The 18,696-nt window shown below is 66.6% G+C and carries 11 protein-coding genes and 3 pseudogenes; 10 read left to right on the forward strand and 4 right to left on the reverse strand.

Features of this window, described 5'->3' with window-relative positions; translation table 11 throughout:
* The first annotated feature begins 79 nt into the window (after window positions 1–79).
* From AB0A63_RS00310 to AB0A63_RS00320, 3 genes are all read left to right on the forward strand, one after another.
* On the forward strand, window positions 80–3,559 hold the full coding sequence (locus AB0A63_RS00310; RefSeq protein ID WP_360383457.1) for a hypothetical protein: 3,480 nt from the start codon (window positions 80–82) through the stop codon (window positions 3,557–3,559).
* Between the two features lie 10 nt (window positions 3,560–3,569).
* A complete protein-coding gene (locus tag AB0A63_RS00315; protein WP_360383460.1) occupies window positions 3,570–5,417 on the forward strand; it encodes a hypothetical protein in 1,848 nt (615 codons plus the stop codon).
* 599 nt (window positions 5,418–6,016) lie between these two features.
* On the forward strand, window positions 6,017–6,931 hold the full coding sequence (locus AB0A63_RS00320) for a phosphorothioated DNA-binding restriction endonuclease (protein WP_360383462.1): 915 nt from the start codon (window positions 6,017–6,019) through the stop codon (window positions 6,929–6,931).
* Between the two features lie 294 nt (window positions 6,932–7,225).
* Here AB0A63_RS00320 and AB0A63_RS00325 read toward each other — a convergent pair whose 3' ends face one another.
* Together AB0A63_RS00325 and AB0A63_RS00330 are read right to left on the reverse strand one after the other, a co-directional pair.
* A complete protein-coding gene (locus AB0A63_RS00325) occupies window positions 7,226–7,828 on the reverse strand; it encodes a response regulator transcription factor (RefSeq protein ID WP_360384944.1) in 603 nt (200 codons plus the stop codon).
* A 500-nt stretch (window positions 7,829–8,328) separates the two neighbouring features.
* Window positions 8,329–9,042: a sigma factor-like helix-turn-helix DNA-binding protein gene (locus tag AB0A63_RS00330; RefSeq protein ID WP_360383465.1), complete on the reverse strand. Its 714-nt coding sequence runs from the start codon at window positions 9,040–9,042 to the stop codon at window positions 8,329–8,331.
* A gap of 170 nt (window positions 9,043–9,212) precedes the next feature.
* On the opposite strand from AB0A63_RS00330, the gene AB0A63_RS00335 reads away from it, so the two are divergent.
* On the forward strand, window positions 9,213–9,404 hold the full coding sequence (locus tag AB0A63_RS00335; RefSeq protein ID WP_360383467.1) for a hypothetical protein: 192 nt from the start codon (window positions 9,213–9,215) through the stop codon (window positions 9,402–9,404).
* Window positions 9,405–9,633: 229 nt separating this feature from the next.
* Here AB0A63_RS00335 and AB0A63_RS00340 read toward each other — a convergent pair.
* A pseudogene (locus tag AB0A63_RS00340) lies at window positions 9,634–9,936 on the reverse strand (transposase family protein); the annotation flags it as partial.
* 32 nt (window positions 9,937–9,968) lie between these two features.
* Between AB0A63_RS00340 and AB0A63_RS00345 the strand changes: the two are divergent.
* Window positions 9,969–10,976 carry a hypothetical protein gene (locus AB0A63_RS00345; protein ID WP_360383469.1) on the forward strand — a complete coding sequence of 336 codons (1,008 nt, stop codon included), beginning with the start codon at window positions 9,969–9,971 and terminating at the stop codon, window positions 10,974–10,976.
* Between the two features lie 11 nt (window positions 10,977–10,987).
* Window positions 10,988–11,237, forward strand: a pseudogene (locus AB0A63_RS00350) (IS481 family transposase); the annotation flags it as partial.
* 759 nt (window positions 11,238–11,996) lie between these two features.
* Here the strand turns inward: AB0A63_RS00350 and AB0A63_RS00355 are convergent.
* Entirely contained in the window at window positions 11,997–12,431 is a 435-nt protein-coding gene (locus tag AB0A63_RS00355; RefSeq protein WP_360384946.1) for a hypothetical protein, read from the reverse strand.
* A 216-nt stretch (window positions 12,432–12,647) separates the two neighbouring features.
* Here AB0A63_RS00355 and AB0A63_RS00360 point away from each other — a divergent pair.
* The 4 genes and pseudogenes from AB0A63_RS00360 to AB0A63_RS00375 form a co-directional block, all read left to right on the forward strand.
* Window positions 12,648–12,788 (forward strand): annotated as a pseudogene (locus AB0A63_RS00360) (acetyl-CoA C-acyltransferase); the annotation flags it as partial.
* A 229-nt stretch (window positions 12,789–13,017) separates the two neighbouring features.
* A complete protein-coding gene (locus tag AB0A63_RS00365; RefSeq protein ID WP_360383472.1) occupies window positions 13,018–13,707 on the forward strand; it encodes a hypothetical protein in 690 nt (229 codons plus the stop codon).
* 1,634 nt (window positions 13,708–15,341) lie between these two features.
* On the forward strand, window positions 15,342–17,234 hold the full coding sequence (locus AB0A63_RS00370) for an endo-1,4-beta-xylanase (protein WP_360383475.1): 1,893 nt from the start codon (window positions 15,342–15,344) through the stop codon (window positions 17,232–17,234).
* A 415-nt stretch (window positions 17,235–17,649) separates the two neighbouring features.
* Window positions 17,650–18,666: an SMP-30/gluconolactonase/LRE family protein gene (locus tag AB0A63_RS00375; RefSeq protein WP_360383478.1), complete on the forward strand. Its 1,017-nt coding sequence runs from the start codon at window positions 17,650–17,652 to the stop codon at window positions 18,664–18,666.
* Window positions 18,667–18,696 lie beyond the last annotated feature (30 nt).

The following is an 18,696-nucleotide window of genomic DNA, read 5'->3' on the forward strand; positions in this document are numbered from 1 at the left end:
CACGGGCGAACGAGGGCTCCGGTCCGGACCCGCCCTCTTGCCTACGGGCCATCCACATACCTCGCGAAAGGGAGCCGCCATGACGGCTAAGTCGACCAACCCCGCCCCAGACGCCCCTGACCTCGCCCCGCCTGCCGGGTCTCTTCCGGCCGCGCCGACGACAGCGCAGATCCGCGACCATCTGCTCGCCTCCCTGGAGCGGCGCATCTTGGCCGAGGCCGCTGGCGAGCTCCTGCCGGCCAACGTCCGTCTGCCCAGCGCGCCCCAGCGTGCGGTGTGGCTCGGACAGCTGTCCAGCGAACCGCAGCTGATCGTCGACCAGCTCAAGGGCCTGGCCGGGGAGAAGCTCGTCCCCGCCGCCGAGGGGTTCTCCTTCCGGCTGGCCGACACCGCCGGGCCGTCGGTGTTCGATGTCGACCTGTCCTTCGCTGTCTACGTGGCGCTGCACCCCACCCGCGACGAGCAGCGTGCATTCCTCGACACCGACGGCCAGCCGCCACCGCCGACCGCGACGTCGCGGTCCAGGGCCAGCGCCCAGGGCCGTCCGCTGGCCACCGTGTGGACAAAGGTGCCGGTCGGGCCGGTGCCGGTCCAGGTGACGCTGGAGGCCGACGACACAGGCGCGCTCCGGTTTGGCGAACAGGACATCACCGCAGCGATCAACTCCGCGGTCGCGTCCGCAGTCCGCAGCATCGGAAATCCCTACCGCGCCCGGCGCCGCGGCAGGCCCGCGGGGTCGCTGCCCCGCGACCCGGACATGCACGACGACGCCACGTGGGCGTCCTACAGCGCGGCCAACCTGCTGGGCGCCGCCGACGCCGCCCCGCCGAAGTTCGCCGCGTCCCTCGACGTCGACATCACCCAGTCCGAGGGCGGCCGGGACGTGCTCCTCACCGTCGTCAACGCCACCCCCGCCGATGACAACCAATTCGCCGACCGGGCTGGCACCGTCGCCCTGGACCGGCCGCACCTGGACACCCACCTGTACGAAGTGCGTCTGGCCGCGGTAACCGACGCCAACCTGGACCCTTACACCCTCGAGCAGGTCGCCCGCTCGTACCGCTACAACCGCACTGTCGTGGCCTTCGGGCAAGCGTCGCCGGTGGAGGTGAATGCCGACGGGACCCGCACCTGGCTGACCACCACCTACGGCGCGTCGGCCGAAACCGGCCGCGTGCACCCGCGTACCGCCACTGCCGATGGGAGGCCGATCGACGCCGCGTTCGACTCTCTGATCACCGACCCGGTGGGCACCGCCACCGTCCTGGTCGACGCGCACGCCGACTGGGTCGACGACCGCTGGTCGCCGGTCGCGCTGGCCGCCCTGAAGGCCGCCCGCGGCTGGGACGAGCAGGCCACCGCCGAGGCGGCCGCCGACGCGCGCACCGCCCGCAACGAGGCCGACTGGCTGCGCACCGGAGTGCAGGCGCTGTCCACCGACGCCGACCTGCGGGAGGCGTTCGTGCTCACCAACCGGGCGATGAAGCAGGTCGCCGACGTCAAGGGTTACGACTCGTGGTGGCTGTTTCAGATCGCCTGGATCATCGGCTGCCTGCCCGCCGTGGCCGACCCGAAGGCCGACACTGACGTGCAGATCGAGACGGTGCCCCCCGGCGGCGGGAAGTCCGAGGCCTACCTAGGGGTGGCGCTGATGCACCTGTTCTACGCGCGGCTGCGCGGACAGACCGCCGGGGTGAACGTCTGGGCGCGGTTCCCGCTGCGGCTGCTGTCGGCGCAGCAGACCCTGCGGTTCACTCAGGCCATCCTGGCCGCCGAGGTCATCCGGCGGGCCGACCCGCGGATCAGCAGCGGCGACCCATTCGGTGTCGGGTTCTTCGTCGGCGGTACGAACACGCCCAACAAGATCTACCCGGCCGACAACCGGTACGCCCACGGCCAGGACCCGCACTCCGCGGCCCTGGCCAACCGCTGCCGCATCCTCGAGCACTGCCCCGTCTGCGATCCCGCCGCCGTCGGGCAGCGGGTCCAGGTCCGCTTTGACGACCGGACCTGGACGATGCAGCACGCCTGCACCAACACCTCCTGCCCGCTGACCGGGGTGCTGCCAGTCTGGGTGGTCGACGACGACATCTACCGGCACGCCCCCTCGGTCCTAGTCGGCACCGTCGACAAGCTCGCCCAGATCGGGCACGCCGACCAGTTCAAGATCCTGTTCGGCCGAGTCCACTCCCGCTGCCCGCGGCACGGGTACACCGCCAGCCCGGCCTGGTGTGCGGTGTTCGGCTGCAAGGAATCCCGGGCCACGGTCGGGGACGGCTTCGGGCGGCTGCGCTGCGAGATCACCGACGAGCTGCACCTTCTCGACGAGAGCCTCGGTGCCCTGGACGGCATGTACGAGACCCTGCTACAGCAGATCGGAGAAAGCCTGGGCAACCCGCCGCTGCACATCGTCGCCGCGACCGCGACACTTGAGGGTTACCACGAGCAGGTCCAGCACCTGTACCGGCGCGACGGCGCCCGGCGCTTCCCGGCACCCGGCCCGGACGCGGAGGAGAACTTTTTCTCCTGGGTCGAGGCCACCGACCCGCTGCGCCGCTACATCGGCCTCCGCCCGCGCGGGACCACGATGGTCACAGCGTCGGCCGACATCACCCGCATCCACGACGGCTGGCTGACCGACGCCGTGTCTGATCCCGCGGCCGCGACCACCGCCGCCGGGCTTGACGCGACCGACCCGGCGGTGCTGGAGGTCGTGCGCACCTCGGTGACCCGCGACTACGACGTGCTACTGGGGTACTGCCTGCGCAACGAGGACCTGTCCTCCTTCACTCGTGACGAGCGGGTCAGGGAGGTCCTCGGCAGCGAGGACCGCCTCGCCAAGATCACCGGCAGTGTCGACCCGGCGGTAATCCGGGAGGCCGTCGCCCGCCTGGACTCCCCGCCGGCGGATCCCGACCGGCAGATCCGGATCATCGCCGCGACCCGGGCTATCGGGCACGGGTTCGATTCCTCGCGGCTGGGATTCATGGTGCTGATGGGCACTCCCACCCAGGCCTCGGAGGTCATCCAGGCCACCGCCCGCGTCGGGCGAACACACCCCGGCCTGGTCGTGCACGTGTTCAACCCGTCCCGGGACCGAGACTCCTCAGTGTTCCGGTACTACGCGGCCTGGATCCGCTACCTGGACCGGCTGGTGAGCAAGGTGCCGATCAACCGCGAGTCGTTGCCGGTGCTGCACCGGGCGCTGTCAGGTGCGCTGATGGCCTATCTCCTGCAGGTGCACGACATCGCGTGGATGACCTCAAGCGCCCGCCGATACACCTTGGCCCGCTCCGACCAGTTCCGGGACGCACTCACCGCCGGGTTCCTAGACCGGGTCACCCTGGTCACCGACCTGTGCGACGGCCTGGGCCTGAACCCGGCCAACCCATACCACGACATGCACCGCGACGAGGTGGGTCGCTTCGTCGACGACACGATGTCCCGAATGGCGGTCTCCGCCGACCCGAACCGCCGCACCGCCGACCTGCTCGATCCGACAGTGTCCCGGTCGCTGCGCGACGTCGAAGAGCCCATCACCATCTACAAGAACGTCTGAGGCGGCCATCATGAGCTACGACGAGATGAACAAGACCTCGGTGCAAGCGCTGTGGAACCACATGCCGCACCAGCCCTACGGCTGGCAGGACAACACGGTGGTGCGCGGGCTGGCCCCGCGTCAGGTGACCACGCTGGACATCCCCGAGGCCTGGGTCGCCCCACAGCTGCGCAGGCTGGTCCGGCCCTTCGCCACGCTGCGGTCGGGCATCCCGAACTCCGGACCAGAGCTGGAGGTCATCGAGCGAGAGCAGTTCCGGCTCGTCCAGGCCGAGGACCTGCGGGCCGAGCGCTTCCCGAACACCTTCATCTGCAACACGTGCGGGCACTTCGCCGCGATCCGGGCAGGTGACGACCCGCCCGCTTGCCCGACCAAACACGGCACGCTCGAGCAGTTCGCCTACGCGGAGGTCCACAACTGCGGGCTGCTCGCCGAGCTCCGCCCGCCCCGGTGCGTTAACGGATGCCGCGGCCCGCAGCAGCTGCAGAATTGGCGGCGGCTGTCGCTGGGCCAGTGGTTCTGGCGGTGCTCCACGTGCGGGTCAAAGTCCGACACCGGCGTCATCCGACACTGCAACCAATGCCGCGACGGTCGGTCCACGGTGCAGAAAGTTCCGCAGACGTCGGTGCACTACCCGCAGTCCCTCACTGTGCTGAACCCACCGACGCGGACCGGCTACGGCGCGCTGGCCAGCGACGAGGCCCGCGCCGCCGCAGTCGGGCAGCTGATCGGTGCGGTCGAGCCGGGCGTGCTGGCGCTGGAGGAGGCGATGGGCGGCACGGACGCGACGGCCGAACTGCTGGAGCTCAGCGAGAAGTTGGGCGTGGCCCCCGACGACCCGATCCTCGCGCCGCTGCTGGCCAAAGCGAAGCAGGCCACGGCCGGGGCGAGCAGCTGGCGTGACCGAGTCGGCGCGCTCGGTCTGACCCCAGAAACGCTGGAAATCGTCGGCGACGAGGCGCTGGCGCTAACGCTGGTCGAGGACGCCAAGCCGCTGACCGTGGACATGCTGGAGGCCAGCCCGCCGACAGCCGAGCTGCTGTCTACCTACCGGCGTTACCGCGCCCTGTTCGACCAGTACGCCGTCGCCGACGTCACCCTGCTGCGGGAGCTGCCCGTAGCCTTTGTCATCGCCGGCTATACCCGGCTGTCCCCGCAGTCGCTGCAGCGCACCCGCAGCGGGTCCAAGACCACGTGGTTCAAGTTCTTCGACCCGGACAAGTCCGGCAAGCACCCGATGTACGGCAAGCGCAGCGAGACCGAAGGGCTGCTGGTTCGCATCGACCCGCTGGCGATCGTGGCGTGGCTCGTCGACTCCGGCCTCGTCCCCGATCCCAGGGTGACCGACGCCAACGCCGCTCGGGCCTGGCTGCTGGGGGTGTGCGAGCCGGTCGTGGACGCGTTCAACGAGCCTGACCATCGGCTGACCCGCGCGGTGCTGGGGCTGGTGCACTCGATGGCACACAGGTTCATGAAGGCACTCGCCGTCCGCTGCGGCCTGCACGCGGACTCGCTGGCCGAGTACCTGTTCCCCGCTGGCGGTGCGTTCCTCATCTACGCCAACACCCGCAGCGAGTTCACCCTCGGCGGGATTGAGCACGTATTCCGCTTCGATCTCGCCGACGCTCTCGAGGAGCTCGACGCCGACCCGCGGTGTGTGTTCGATCCACCTTGCCGGCGGTCCTTCGGCGGGGCGTGCGCGGCGTGTCTACACACAAGTGAGGTCGCTTGCGAACGTTTCAACACCGCGCTAGACCGCAATAAGCTGTTCGGCACGCTACCCGAACCCGCCGGAGCCAACGCCGCTGCGTGCGCTGACCCGAACGAGGTCACATGGCGTGGCTTCTGGGCGCGGTGACGCTGCCGACCGACCTTAAGCGTGCCGAAAACTACGTCTATGCAGTTCGAGGCATGGTGATTCTCGTGAAGGACGATCCGAGCAGGTTCGCCAGGCTGAAGCCGACCCCGCAGGAGGTGGCGCACCAACGAGCGATCGGTGCGCTCGGTGTTCGCTGTAGTGCCGCTCGTGCTCACGCAGTGCCTGTACGCAGAGGGGCCTGATTCCAGATCAGCGCGCGGTCGAACAGATCGCCGCGAAAGTTCTTGCTTCAGTTGGTAAAGATCAACGCGAAAGATTGATTAGCGCCGGCTGGCCCTCTATACTGGTTTCGAGCTATCCAATAGCGCATGAACACGCAAACTGCGCACGCTTGCTACACGTGGGGGGTCAAATCCCCCTCGGACATTCTCTTACCCCTGTGCGTGCCGAAAATTACGTCCATGCAGGTCAAGCAGCAAGGACATACTCGTGGATCACAACAGGTCTGCCGTCCCGCATGTGGTAGAGGCCGTGCGCGTGGATGGTTGCGGCCAGGTCGGCGAGTCATGTCGTTCGGCTCGGCAGGTCGAACTTCCGCAACCTTTGATTTCTGAACTTGGCTGCGGATCGAATCGGTCATGATTCACGTCGTGATCGATGAGTCGATGTCCCCCGACGAAGTGCTGGCTCGCCTGTCCTCTTTGCGGCAGCACACTCGGGGAGGGAAACGGTCACCGCACAAGCCCCTGCTGGTGCTGCTCGCGTTGGGACGATTGACGACTACCGGCACGAGCACGCTGTCCTGGACAGCGGACGCCGGGAAGCTGGCGGACTTGATCCGGGACTTCGGACCGCCCTCAACCACCCAACCCGCACAGGCCGCCGCGTATCCGTTCACCCGCCTGCGCTCAGACGGCATCTGGACCCTCGACCGAGACGTGCCCATGGACCGCGTGCAACCACTCTCCACCGAGAAGGTCCTCGGCCGGCTGGACCCGAAACTCGAACAAGCCCTGCGCGATCCGGACCTCGCAGCCGCGGCAGCCCGGCGGCTGGTCGAGTCCGAATTCCCGCCCACTGTTGCACCAGACGTCCTCACGGCGGTCGGCTTGGATCCTGACGCGGTCCTCAGCGTCACCAGTACCCCAATGCCCCGACGACACCGACAGAGTTCGTGGCCCGCCACCGTCTTGCAGGCATGGGACCGCCAGTGCGCCTTCTGCGGCTTCGACGGACAACTCGGCGCCGCCACCGTCGGCGTCGAAGCCGCACACATCCGCTGGTTCGCCTTCGACGGCCCAGACACCCCTGACAACGGCCTGGCCCTGTGCTCCCTGCACCACAAACTATTCGACCACGGCGTCCTCGGCCTGAACCACGAACTGCGCATTACCGTGTCCGCCAAGTTCACCAGCCGCACCACCACCGGACGAACCGTCTACCAACTACACCAACGCCCACTCGTCCCTAGACCCGGCACCACCCCACCCGCACCAGCCCACATCACCTGGCACACCCGCGAAGTCTTCAAAAGTCCCGCACTGACCACCTGACCGACGCCAGCCGGATGTCCCTGCCGCTGGTGACGATGACTGGGATGACGCTTCACGTCAGTCAGATCAGTAGCTGTCCAATTGGTGTCAATGAGCCGTCTGGATAGCACCGCGACCAGGACCTTCGCACTGCCGCAAGCTGCGTCGCGTTCGCCTGTTCGTGTGGCCGAGACAGCGCCGCCGCCGGGGACCCGCGGGCACACGACAGGAGCGGTGTCCAGGCCGCAAAGCGACCGTTCCACCTGCGGTCACGGGCCAGGAGAGATGGCGCTGAGCGGCACCAGCGAGTGCCGCTCAGCGAATCACCCCGGCGCGCATGGCCAGCGCGATCATCTGAGCGCGATCCCCTGTACCCAGCTTCCGGCCGATCCTGCTCAGGTGAGACTTCACCGTGAGCGCGGACAGGCTCAAAGCCTCGCCGATCTCCTTGTTGCTCTGGCCATCGGCGACCAGCTGGAGCACCTCGACCTCACGCGCGGAGAGTTCCCGCGGCACGTTGTCGGTGCCCAGCACTCGTGTGCCCGCCGCGAGCAGCGGTGCATCCGCGAGATCGCTGCCGTCGAGATCGATGCGCACCCCATCGGTGATCACCATCGGAGAGGCGGACTTCAGGAGGTACGCCTGGGCGCCCGCCTGGAAAGCCGACCTGACCGCGTAGGGATCGTCGGAGAATGCGAGAACCACAATGCGGGGCCAACCCTGGTCACGGAGCTGCGTGACCAGGTCGGTGCCGGTGCCGTCCCGCAAGCCCAGATCGAGGACCGCGAGATCGCAAGGACCAGTACCGAGTGCCCACACCTCTGCCATCGATGCGGCTTCGTGCACCGTCCCGGCGCCTAGCCTGCGCAGCTGTTCTACGACCGCTTTCCGAAGCAACGAATTGTCCTCGATGACCATGACCGAGAACAGGCTTTCCCTCGGGTGCGGGACCAGGTTCGGCGGCAACGAACCGGGCGGCGCGACAGGAGCAGGCTGATCGTCGCCCTTCTGCTGTGCGCCAACAGGATGGGTGACCGTGTCGAACACTGCGCCTGCACCTCCCAGGCCGACCGCGATCTTCTGCCTCACCCGCTGGGTCGCGAGGGCGGCTTCCGCGATGTCCGCCGTGGCCTCCATGATCTGGTGCAGCACTTCGGCCGGCGTTTCCCACTGCGTTTCGCGGGCCTCCCGATCGCCGAGCGAACTCTCGTTCAGCAGCGACATGAAGTCGAGCAGCTCAGCGGTGCCTTCGTCGGCGGCCCAGCGACTGTCCGCAACGTTGCCGGTCCGGCGCGCGTTCTCGAAGACCGGCGTCAGCTTGGCGACCACCTCGACGTGCATCGGAGTGTCCACACCCGCGAACGTGGCGATCACCTCGCCGATCGTCATGGGATCGAGCAGCGACCAATCGGGCTTCATCATCGATTCCCCCGTTCGAGGTCTCGCCAGGCTTCCGATTCCCTCAAGCGCATCAACCGCTTCTGCAAGGCGTTCTCCGTGAGTCCGACCGCTCGTGCCGCTTCTCGACAGGACGCGCCCTCGTAGGCGATCAGCCGGAGCGCTTGGGCGGTGTCCGGAGGCAGCAGACCGAGCGGCACTTCGATGAACGCGGAGGCGACCACCACGTCAGCGGGATCCGGTGCCGCTCCCCGCACAATGTGGTCGTCCGGCACCAGCCCGTACCGCGACTGACGCTCCTCTTCGAGGAACGCCGTGAACCACTTGCGATAGATGTTCGGGAACGTGAGAACGCAAGCGCCGACGAAGTAACTGCGCAACGACGCACCACCGGCGGCCTGCCACCCACTGCCGACCATCGCGGACTCGCGGAACACCGGCAGCGCCTCCGCGACCGTCGTGCCGGCAAGCTGCTGCGCTGTCTCCAACGAAGTCGCCATGTGCACCAGAAGCTCCGGCGACGCGGGCAACGGACGACCTTTGTCCGCGCACTCGCGGAAGATCCGACCTTCGCGGATCAAGGTCATCATCACGGGGAACGCGTACTGCGCGAGGCTCCGTTCGAAAAGCCGGTACCGGGGTCCGGCGAAGTCGTCCTCCGCCAGCACGGTCACCAGCGCCTCGTCGCCACTGCGCCCTGGCTGCCGCGATCGACCAGCGTGCACGTCGGCCATCGTTCGCACTACCTCCGTCCTCGGGCGTCGGACAATCTCTAGGTCCAGAGCGCCCGCGCGTCAGCCCGCTCACGGAAGACATCACCCGTTCGTGTATTTCAGGGCTGGATTCACGGCGCGTGCCACCTACTGCTCCTGCGTCCTGCCAAGCACAGCGGAACGGATCACCGGTGGACCCCAACAACCAGAACCCCCTGATCGCACTGCGCAGCGCCCTGATCATCCTTCTCGGCGTGCTCTGCGGGCTCGGTGCGGGAGCGCTCACGGCATGGAGCGGCGCTCACATCGCGCAGGCGATCCTCACGGGATTCGCTTCCACAGCAGCAGGAATCGCATTCTTCCACTGGCTGGTCGGCCGGTGAGTGGTCCAAGCAGGACACTCGGGCTATCCGGTCGCCCCCTCGTACGGCACCAGAGCACCATCGCCGTGCCGCCACCATTCTCGGACCGCGCTGCTGAAGACGTAGTCCTCGAGGTCGGCGGCGCCGGCCAGCATCTGCTCTACCAGGCTCTGGTGCACGAGGGAGGCGGCTCGGTCGCGCCGGCAACCGGCGGCCGAACAGTTAGCGCGGCACCGATATCGGAATTGGTGCGCCGAACTGGGGCCAGTGCCAGTAGCGGGCCAACGGTGTCGATCACGCCATGGGCGGCGGAGTGCGAGACGCCGAACAGCGGTCCGATCTGGCGCATCGCGAGGTTGGTGCGCCAGTAGGCGGCGACCAGTAGCACGCGGTCAGCTAGATCCAGTCACCATTGCCGGTCAGGGCGGCCGCCGGCAATCTCGTCCCAGCTTTGCTGAGCCACGACGCGCACGAGCTTGCGGAACTGGCCAGGCTGTGGGCCTGTGAACGGTGCGATCCACTCCGACTGCGACGGGGAAAGACCGGCAACCAGCTTGGAAGCAAGCGCGCCTTAAGATCTCGTGAGTGAGTGTCACGCAACGCGCGATCAAGGAACTGTTCGGAAGTGCAAGCCGTTGCGCATTTCCGGCCTGCAAAGAGAAGATCGTCGTCGAGGACCGTGGCGTAGTCATAATCAATGCCGACATCGCCCACATCCGGTCGTCGTCGAGGCGCGGCCCTCGCCATGATGCGACCTACCCGGCGAAACAAGTCGACGAGGCACAGAATCTCCTGCTGCTCTGTATGAAGCATCACCGCCTCGTCGACACATCGCCGGGCGAGCCGTCGATGTACACCGTCCCGGAGCTGGAGAGTTGGAAGCATGCTCAGATCGCTGGAGGGATCGGAGGCGCTCTTCCAGATGGACGTGTTGAGGAGATCATCCGGTTCTACGAGAGGTTTGTCCTCCGCATGGCCAGCGATCCAGATTTCGGAAGTTGGCGAGCCGACACGACGAAGCCCTGGTCCGGGTCACGACGAGGTGGCACGGCAGGGTTCGCCAAAGTGGATGACGACCCGGTGTCGGTATCTGCGGCTTGGTCTGTGGCGCAGCTCGTTGCTGGCTTCGCACCCGACGCCGCCCTCCTCCCGGAACCCGCCTCGGCGTTCGGGGCGACCGTTGCAACGTTCCTGCTCGACGCAGAGTCCAGTTTCACGGCGCGGCTCCGCCAGCTAGAACAGTGCACCCAGGCCAGCCCTTTCGAGGCCATGCTGGTCTCGGTCGCCTTCAGTGTTACGGCGGTTCTGCTATGGGAATCGGCGGCTCGTCGACACGCAGGCTTACTGCGCGACAGCTGGCTCGCTGCCGGACTGACAATCCCGTACGTCGCGGACATCGTGATGGCAGCTCGATCCGGCGACTGCGATCACGATCTGTTGCCTGGTCATCCAAGAGATCAATGGAAGGTGACCATGAACCTCGGCCAGGTCACCGCGATGACACTCCAACTGGCAGCCGACTTCCAGCCCCATCCGTTGGTCTCGGTCGTCCAGGACTTGCTCATCGGAGTCCAACGAGTGCCTGCGTGGTAGTGCACTAGCCGCTGCACCGCTGCTGGTTCCTCAACCCGGCCGGAGCTGGCAACCGCGCACCGCCGAATCCTCGCCCAGTGGCCAGGACACATGGTGCACCTGGACGTGCAGAAGACCGGTGTCATCCCCAACGGCGGCGGATGGCGTGTCCACGGCGAAGGAAGCGATCAGGACAGGCAGGTCGCCCACGCCATAGGCGCTGGCGACCGCCGCGGCTACACCCATCTGCACACCGCCATCGACAGCTACTCCCGGCTGGCCTTGCGCGTGCCGAAACCGCATCCGCGCAGTTCAGGTGACATGGCGACACTTCTGGACGACTCTGCCGACACGGCCCTGTCATCTACTGTGAGGCGTTCGATCTGGTCATATTCAAGAGGGGGGTCGTGGCCGCAGGAGTGCTTCGGCGACGATGATCGATGGATTCGGCCCTCGTTGCAGTGCCGCTGGTACTCGCGCAACGCGTGTCGTAGGCGGAGCTGCCTCCAAATCAGCGTGCGATCCAGCAGTTCGGCATGAAGTGTCTTCACCAGCGTTCGATGACGGAGTTCATGCCGGGCGAGCAGATACCGGTCGAAACCGCAGCGATCCATGCGGTGTCGAAGATCTTGGGGCTTGTCACTTAAAGTGAGGTACAACAGCACGGCCTGGCGCGCTGCTCGGCAGGTTCAGCCGAGACAGAACCGAGTCTTGACGGACCCCCGCCCTCACGCTTCGCCGAAATGGATGCAGCACTCCCCTAGCAACAGAAGCTAAATGGCAAAGGGTTGAATCGCACCGACTGGCCCTCTATACTGGGTTCGAGCTATCCAATAGCGCGTGAACACACAAACCGCGCACGTTTGCTACACGTGGGAGCTCAAGTCCCCCCTCGGACACCAGCACTATTCACCCCCACGGGGTTGATGGAGACATCAGCTTCGTGGGGGTTTTGCTTGTAACGGACCTGCAGGTCTATCGCCTCGTACAGCTCCTCCAGCCTCGTCGAGGCGTGGCCTCTCAGCGCCGCGCTGATGTCGCCTATCGAGTCGATCGCCACATAGATCTCGGCGATGTCCCGCTCCACCGGTGCCGGGACGTTGTCCAGGGCAGCCCGTGCCGCCAGCCTCTCGCCTGCGCGTCGTTGATCGCCTCGACCAAGGCAGCTGGATCGACGCCGGCCATGATGGCGTTCTGGAACCTCGTCAGCTTGGCTTCCGCGTCAGCGAGCCTCCTCTTCGCGGCATCGCGACTGACCTCGATCACCGGTTCTTGTGAGTCCATCAACGCGGCGACGGTCCGGTCCCGGTTCTTCCGGTCGAACAGGTGCCCGAGCCAGCCGTTGATGGCGTCCTGAAGAAGGTCCTCCCGCAAATAGACCGCTCCGGGATGCGACGCGAGCACCGGAGATCTCGGAGCGAGGGTGCGTGCCGGGCACCGGTAGTACATGGCTTTCTTACGTGGGCTGCGCTCCATCTTCCGCCCGCAGATGTCACACCGAATCCGGCCGCGAAACAGATAGCGGTGCTTCACCGCCCGTTCGGACCGCTCTGCCTTCCGCGCGATCCGCAGGCTGCCCTTTGATTTCCGCAGGAGCTGAGCAGCCGTGAAGTCCTCGATTTCCACGATGTTCGGGTGCGCCGGATTACGCGGCCGGATCACGCGGTCCGGACTGGCCTTGCGGAAGCGGACCACCCGGTCGGCGCCACCGGCGTACGCATGCTCGGCACCCTCGCGCGCGAACTGCACCGCCGCCAGACACGCTACGGCCTCGAGACCATGTGCATCGGTGGTAGCCAGGGCATGGCCGCCATCTTCGAACGGATCACGTAAGCGGTTGAGTCCTGTTTGAACACTCACGACCGGACGGAGCACCCGGCGATCACTCACCGCGACAACCGCTGAGAACTCGCGACAGTTGAATACGCGGCCTCATCAGTCTCAAGGGCCAACTCCTGCGGGGCGGGGGAAGCGGAGAACGCCCGCGTCTACCCGCAACCGAAACGGACCATCTGCCTCGGCCAGGTCCAGCCCCGCCGCAGGCCCGTCATAGGATCCGGTCATGGCGAACCGTTCGTACCTGTACAGCACCAGCAACCGGCCGGAGTCCTATGAGGATCGGCCGGAGACGGTCTCCGGGTTGTCGGAATGGCCCTACGCCATCCCGTTCTCCTTCCTGGTGCTCCTGTCCGGCGATCCCCGGCTGTGCGCGTCCCTGATCGCCGACGGGTTCGACGGCGAGCCCCCGGAGAGCAGGACCACGCTGTACGCGATCAGCGGTGAGTTCGACGCCGGGTTCGCGCGGCTGACGAAGTTCGCCGCCGCCGTGCGCGCCGTGAGCGACGCCGAAGGCCTGCACGCCGGGCTCGCCGAGGCGGAGCGGTTCCTCGACGCGCACCGCGACCGGTACGTCCTGCTCGAGACCATCGAGCTCGACACCATGATCGAGAGCGGCGAGGACGAGCTGCGGGCGCTCATCGAGGGCCACCTCGACCTGTGCCGGGCGGCGGGCGCGGCCATCGACGCGCTGCCCGACGACGCGGCGGCGGCCGGGGCCGTGCTCGCCGCAGCGGCGGCCGAGCGGTCGGCGCCGCCGCTGGACGCGTTCCACGGGCTCGTGCTGACCGACGACTTCGACAACACGCGTGACGACAGGACCGAGAACCCGATCGGCCTCAGCTGGTGGACCGACGTACTCTACTTCGCGCTGTGGAATCGGGCGGAGTACGCGGCGAACCAGCCGAAACAGTAGCTCGCGGCGGCCAGGACGATCTCGGCGATGGCCTCGTGCCGGCTGGGGTGGACGTCGGTAACCATGCAGAAGTACGTCAGCGCGCACACCCGCGCCACCGGCTGTGCGTGCCGAAAACTACGTCCATGCAGGTCAAGACATGACGATACTTGGAAGAAGACTCAGCCAAGATCATGTCCGTCTACGGTGAAGCGTTCGATCTGATTGGCTTTGACAGGCTGAGGCCGGACCCGCAAAGATGCCGCACCAGCGATCGGTGGGTGCGGTGCTCGTTGCGGTGGCGGTCGTACTCACGCAGCGCCTGCCGCATATGGGCCTGATTCCACACCAGCGCGTGGTGCAACAGGTCGCCGCGAAGTTCTTGCTCCAAGTCGATACAACTCAGCGACGAAAGATTGATCAGTGCCGACTGGCCCTCTATACCAAATTCGAGCTATCCAATAGCGTATGAACACACGAATTGCGCAAGCTCGCTACTTGCGGGGACTCAAGTCCCCCTCGGACACGTACGCTAAGCACACGCGAAGAGGTCGTCGCATAGACGGCCTCTTTTGCTTTGTCGTACCTCAGCCCGCTCCCAAGTTCCTCGTAGAGTCTCGCCAGCTTCTCCGGCTGCCCTTCGTTGATGATCACGGTCACCTTTGCGAGGGAGTCCACCGCGGCCTGTAGCTCTGCGGCAGTCGCCAGGTTCGGTGCGGGCAAGCCGTCGAGTTCGGCTCTCGCCGCGGCCCTGCGCGTGCCGAAACTATGTTTGCGCAGGTCAAGCGGCATGTCGATACACGCGGAGGCTCCGCCGAGACAGTCCCGTTGAAGTACCCCGCAGGGCGTCCGATCTGGTCGGGTTCAAGAGCCTGCGACCGCGCTCGCAAGGGCGCTACGGCGGCAAGTGATCGGTGGGTTCGGTGCTCGTTGTAGTGCCGCTCGTACTCACGTAGCGCCTGACGCAGATGGTCTCGCGTGTTAGGGGTAACCGGGAAGACCTCCTGCCAGCTGGAGCGACGTATCAATCTCATCAGCGTGGCTAACCAGAAACGGTCCGCGAGCTCGTAATGAACCGGTCGGGCCAACTGCCGACGAAGCACAACGTTTCTCGTGCCACAGAACAAGAAGCTCCGCGCCCTTGGTCGCTTTACTGCGAACTAGCACAGCCGGAACAGAAAGCAATTTGCACAACGCCTGGTACAACAGCGAACCAATCACCCATGCATGCTCGCAGTCGGTACAACCTCGCGCCTCAGAGAGGCGATGACCTTATGGGCGGCACAGCTGCGGAGATCGGGTCTCCCGCGCGGCGAAGATGTCCGGATCTCCCTGCTGGGACTACCTCTGACCGCGATCAAGGCCACCAGGGTCAGGCTGACCGGCGTGCAGACGCAGGCCGGGCTGCTGAGAGAGAAGTGCCTGGTGCTGCTCGGCTCCAGCGCCGGCGCGTCGACGGACCGACGGTGTGGCGGGAGTCCACTGACTCCGCGATGACCTCCTCCGGTTGTTGACCCGCGGGTGTTCGCGAGCGAGCTGGACTCGCGCCGACCCTCTGGCAGCGGAGTGCCATGTTTGGGCCGAATGGTGCCTGGGTGCCAGGAGCAGGTCGCCTTATGGTTCTGGGAGCGCTCCCAGAACCTGGAGGATTCTCGATGGGGAGAGTTCTGGCCGGTCTGCTGGTCACCTTGGTCGTGGCAGGGCTGCTGACGCACGGTCCCGCCGCGCTCGCCGCCGACACGCCGGTGACGGTGGTGTCCAGCACGTTCGAGGACGACACGGTGCAGGGCTGGACCTCGCGCGGGGGAGAGACCACCGCGGTGAGCTCGGCCGTCGCGCACGGAGGTGCCCGGAGCCTCCTCGTCTCGGGCCGGACTCAATCCTGGGAAGGGCCAGTGCTCGCCCTGCTCGACGACGTCGAGAAGGGCGTGCGGTACAGCCTGTCGGTGTGGGTGCGGCTCGCGGGCGGTGAGGAGCCCGCGCGGCTCCGGATGTCCGTCGAACGCCATGCTGACGGCGTCACGTCCTACGAAGGGGTCGTCGGCGACACGCTCGTCACCGCCGACGGCTGGGTCAACCTCACCGGTGGCTACACGCTGGCGTCCGATGCCGACTTCCTCACCACCTACGTGGAGAGCTCCAGTCCTGCGGCGTCGTTCCACCTCGACGACTTCGTCCTGTCGTACACACCGCTTCCCCCGATCCAGACCGACATCCCCGCGTTGCGGGACGTGGTGCCGTTCCGGCACCTCGGGGTTGCCGTCGAGCCCGCCCTGCTGTACGGGGAGCACGGCAGGCTGCTCGACCGGCACTTCAGCTCGATCACGCCGGGCAGCCAGCTGAAGTGGGACGCGACCGAACCCGCCGAGGGCGCGTTCCGGTTCACGGACGCGGACACGCTCGTCGACTGGGCCAAGGCGCGGGGGAAGGCGATCCGCGGTCACACTCTCGTCTGGCACCAGCAGACTCCTGACTGGGTCTTCAAGGACTCCTCCGGCGCCGATATGACACCCACCGCGGAGAACAAGGCGCTGCTGCTGCACCGCATCGAGACGCACATCCGCGCCGTGGTGGGCCGGTACCGCGACGACATCACGGCGTGGGACGTGGTGAACGAGGTCGTCGACGAGGCGCAACCGGACGGCCTGCGCCGCAACAAGTGGTTCGAGATCGCGGGACTGGACTACATCCGCACGGCGTTCCGCGTGGCGCACGAGGTCGCACCGAACGCCAAGCTGGTCATCAACGACTACAACACCAATGTGCCCGCAAAACGGGACCGGTTGTACGACCTCGTGTCCCAGCTGCGCGCGGAAGGCGTTCCCGTCGACTCTGTCGGACACCAGATGCACGTCAACGTCGACTGGCCCTCGGCCGCCGAGACGGAAGCGATGATCACCAAGTTCCTGCCCCTGGGCGTGGACCAGCAGATCACCGAGATGGACGTCTCGATCTACACCGACAGCAACCAGTCGTACCCGAGCCCGCCCGCCGCTTCCTTTCTGGCACAGGCACAGCGCTACCGCGCCCTGTTCGCTGTGTTCACCAGGCACGCGCACGCGATCAGCTCGGTGACGTTCTGGGGCCTGGCCGACGACAGCACGTGGCTCGACACGTTTCCGGTGACCCGCAAGGACCACCCGCTGCTGTTCGACACCCGACTGCGGGCCAAGGACGCCTTCTGGGCCGTGGCCGATCCCAGCCGGATCGGGACCGTTCTCCCCACTGCCACCTGCGAAATCACCTACGAGACAACGGCGCAGTGGCAGGGCGGATTTCTCGGCTCGGTGCGGGTCACCAACTCCGCCACCGCACCGCTCGACTCGTGGACCCTCGCCTGGTCGTACGCCAACGGCCAGCGTTTGACCCAGCTCTGGAACGGTTCGTTCACCCAGGACGGTGCAGTGGTGACGGTGCACGGTGCGCCGTGGAACTCGGCGATCCCGCCCGGCGAGTCCCGCTCGTTCGGCTTCCTGGCGGACTGGAGCGGTGCGAACGACCGGCCGGCGTCCTTCGTCCTGAACGGCGCGCCGTGCCGGTGGGTGTGACGGTATCCCTCGCGACATCCTTCTCCCGAGAAGGACATGCGCAGAAGCCCGATGACGACCGCTACCCACCAACGCTTACTGACCTGCACGGGCGTCTTTCTCGGGAGCACGAACAATTCGCACTCGACACGTCCCCCACGTCCATCGCTTTCTCACATGGCCCCGCTCGTCGAATTCGTCGAACCACCACTCGATTCGAGTGCCGAACCGCAGCGCACGTGAAGCGAGGACCTGATGGCGCCCGCGCGCAGCCACCCCACAAGCTAAAAAGTCACTCGAACTTTAGCGATCCCAAACACTCCGACGATCCACCTCTTAGCCGGAAGAAACCTTTTCGTCGCGTCTTGACCACACCGAAATCATCCTTCACAGTTCAAGGCACAGTCCTCCAAGCGGAAGCGAGGATGTCACCGGCATGAACATCCGAGCACGGCAGCGAAAGATCGCGGTGGCCACGGTCATCCTGGGCATGGTCTCCGCGAGCGTCACCGGCACCTCGGCCGCGGCACCCGAAGGACCGTGCCCCGATGGGCCGTTCGGCACTCCGCTGCCCTCACCGAACCTGACCGCGACCAAGATCAAGGACGGGTTCAACTTCCTGGAGGGCCCGACCTGGGACGCGGCGACGCAAACCCTGTTGCTGTCCAACATGTACGACGGCACCGGCCCGCAGAACGTCCAGCCTTCGGACATCCTGCGGTACACCCCCTCGACGGGCACGTTCACCACTTTCGTCAAGAATGCGGGCAGCAACGGTCTGGCGATCAGCCGTGACGGCACGTCCGTCCTCGCGGCGACCCACGACCAGCGCAGCCTGTCCTCGTACGACCTGGCCACCGGACGGCGGACGACGATCGCGGCGACCTACCAGGGACGACTGTTCAACTCTCCCAACGATGTCACCGTGGCCGCGAACGGAACGGCCTACTTCACCGACCCGAACTTCCAGCGCGCGAACCGCCCGGACCAGATGTCGGGCAGGACCGGCGTCTTCCGCGTCACCAACGGTGTCGTCACCCTGATCGACGACACGATCCGCCAGCCGAACGGCATCGAGCTCTCCCCTGACGGCAAGACCCTCTACGTCGGCGGCAACGCGACGGGCAAGATCTACCGCTACCCCGTCAACACGGACGGGAGCACCGGGCAGCGCAGCGATTTCGCGTCGCTCGACGGCACCGACGGCGGCACCGTCGACTGCGCGGGAAACCTGTACCAGGCCACCTACGGCAGCGGGAAGGTCTACGTCTACTCCCCGGCCGGCAAGCTCCTCGGCACGATCTCCGCCGGCCGCAACGCGACCAACGTCGCCTTCGGCGGCCCCGACCGGAAAACCCTCTACATCACGTCGGGTACCGCATCCACCGGCGGCAACACCGGAAACTTCGGCCTGTACAGCATTCGCTTGAACGTTCCCGGCTGGCCCTACTGACTCCGGCACATTCCGACGGTCCTGTGGGGT

Origin of the sequence: Lentzea sp. NPDC042327 (genome assembly GCF_040647275.1) — a bacterium.
Lineage (GTDB): Bacteria > Actinomycetota > Actinomycetes > Mycobacteriales > Pseudonocardiaceae > Lentzea.

Bases quoted from the DNA above. Each gene is read 5' to 3' on its own strand.
- AB0A63_RS00355 (WP_360384946.1), bottom strand. From the start codon at position 12,431: ATGGAGCGCAGCCCACGTAAGAAAGCCATGTACTACCGGTGCCCGGCA.
- AB0A63_RS00310 (WP_360383457.1), top strand. From the start codon at position 80: ATGACGGCTAAGTCGACCAACCCCGCCCCAGACGCCCCTGACCTCGCC.
- AB0A63_RS00370 (WP_360383475.1), top strand. From the start codon at position 15,342: ATGGGGAGAGTTCTGGCCGGTCTGCTGGTCACCTTGGTCGTGGCAGGG.
- AB0A63_RS00325 (WP_360384944.1), bottom strand. From the start codon at position 7,828: ATGGTCATCGAGGACAATTCGTTGCTTCGGAAAGCGGTCGTAGAACAG.
- AB0A63_RS00330 (WP_360383465.1), bottom strand. From the start codon at position 9,042: ATGGCCGACGTGCACGCTGGTCGATCGCGGCAGCCAGGGCGCAGTGGC.
- AB0A63_RS00320 (WP_360383462.1), top strand. From the start codon at position 6,017: ATGATTCACGTCGTGATCGATGAGTCGATGTCCCCCGACGAAGTGCTG.
- AB0A63_RS00315 (WP_360383460.1), top strand. From the start codon at position 3,570: ATGAGCTACGACGAGATGAACAAGACCTCGGTGCAAGCGCTGTGGAAC.
- AB0A63_RS00365 (WP_360383472.1), top strand. From the start codon at position 13,018: ATGGCGAACCGTTCGTACCTGTACAGCACCAGCAACCGGCCGGAGTCC.
- AB0A63_RS00375 (WP_360383478.1), top strand. From the start codon at position 17,650: ATGAACATCCGAGCACGGCAGCGAAAGATCGCGGTGGCCACGGTCATC.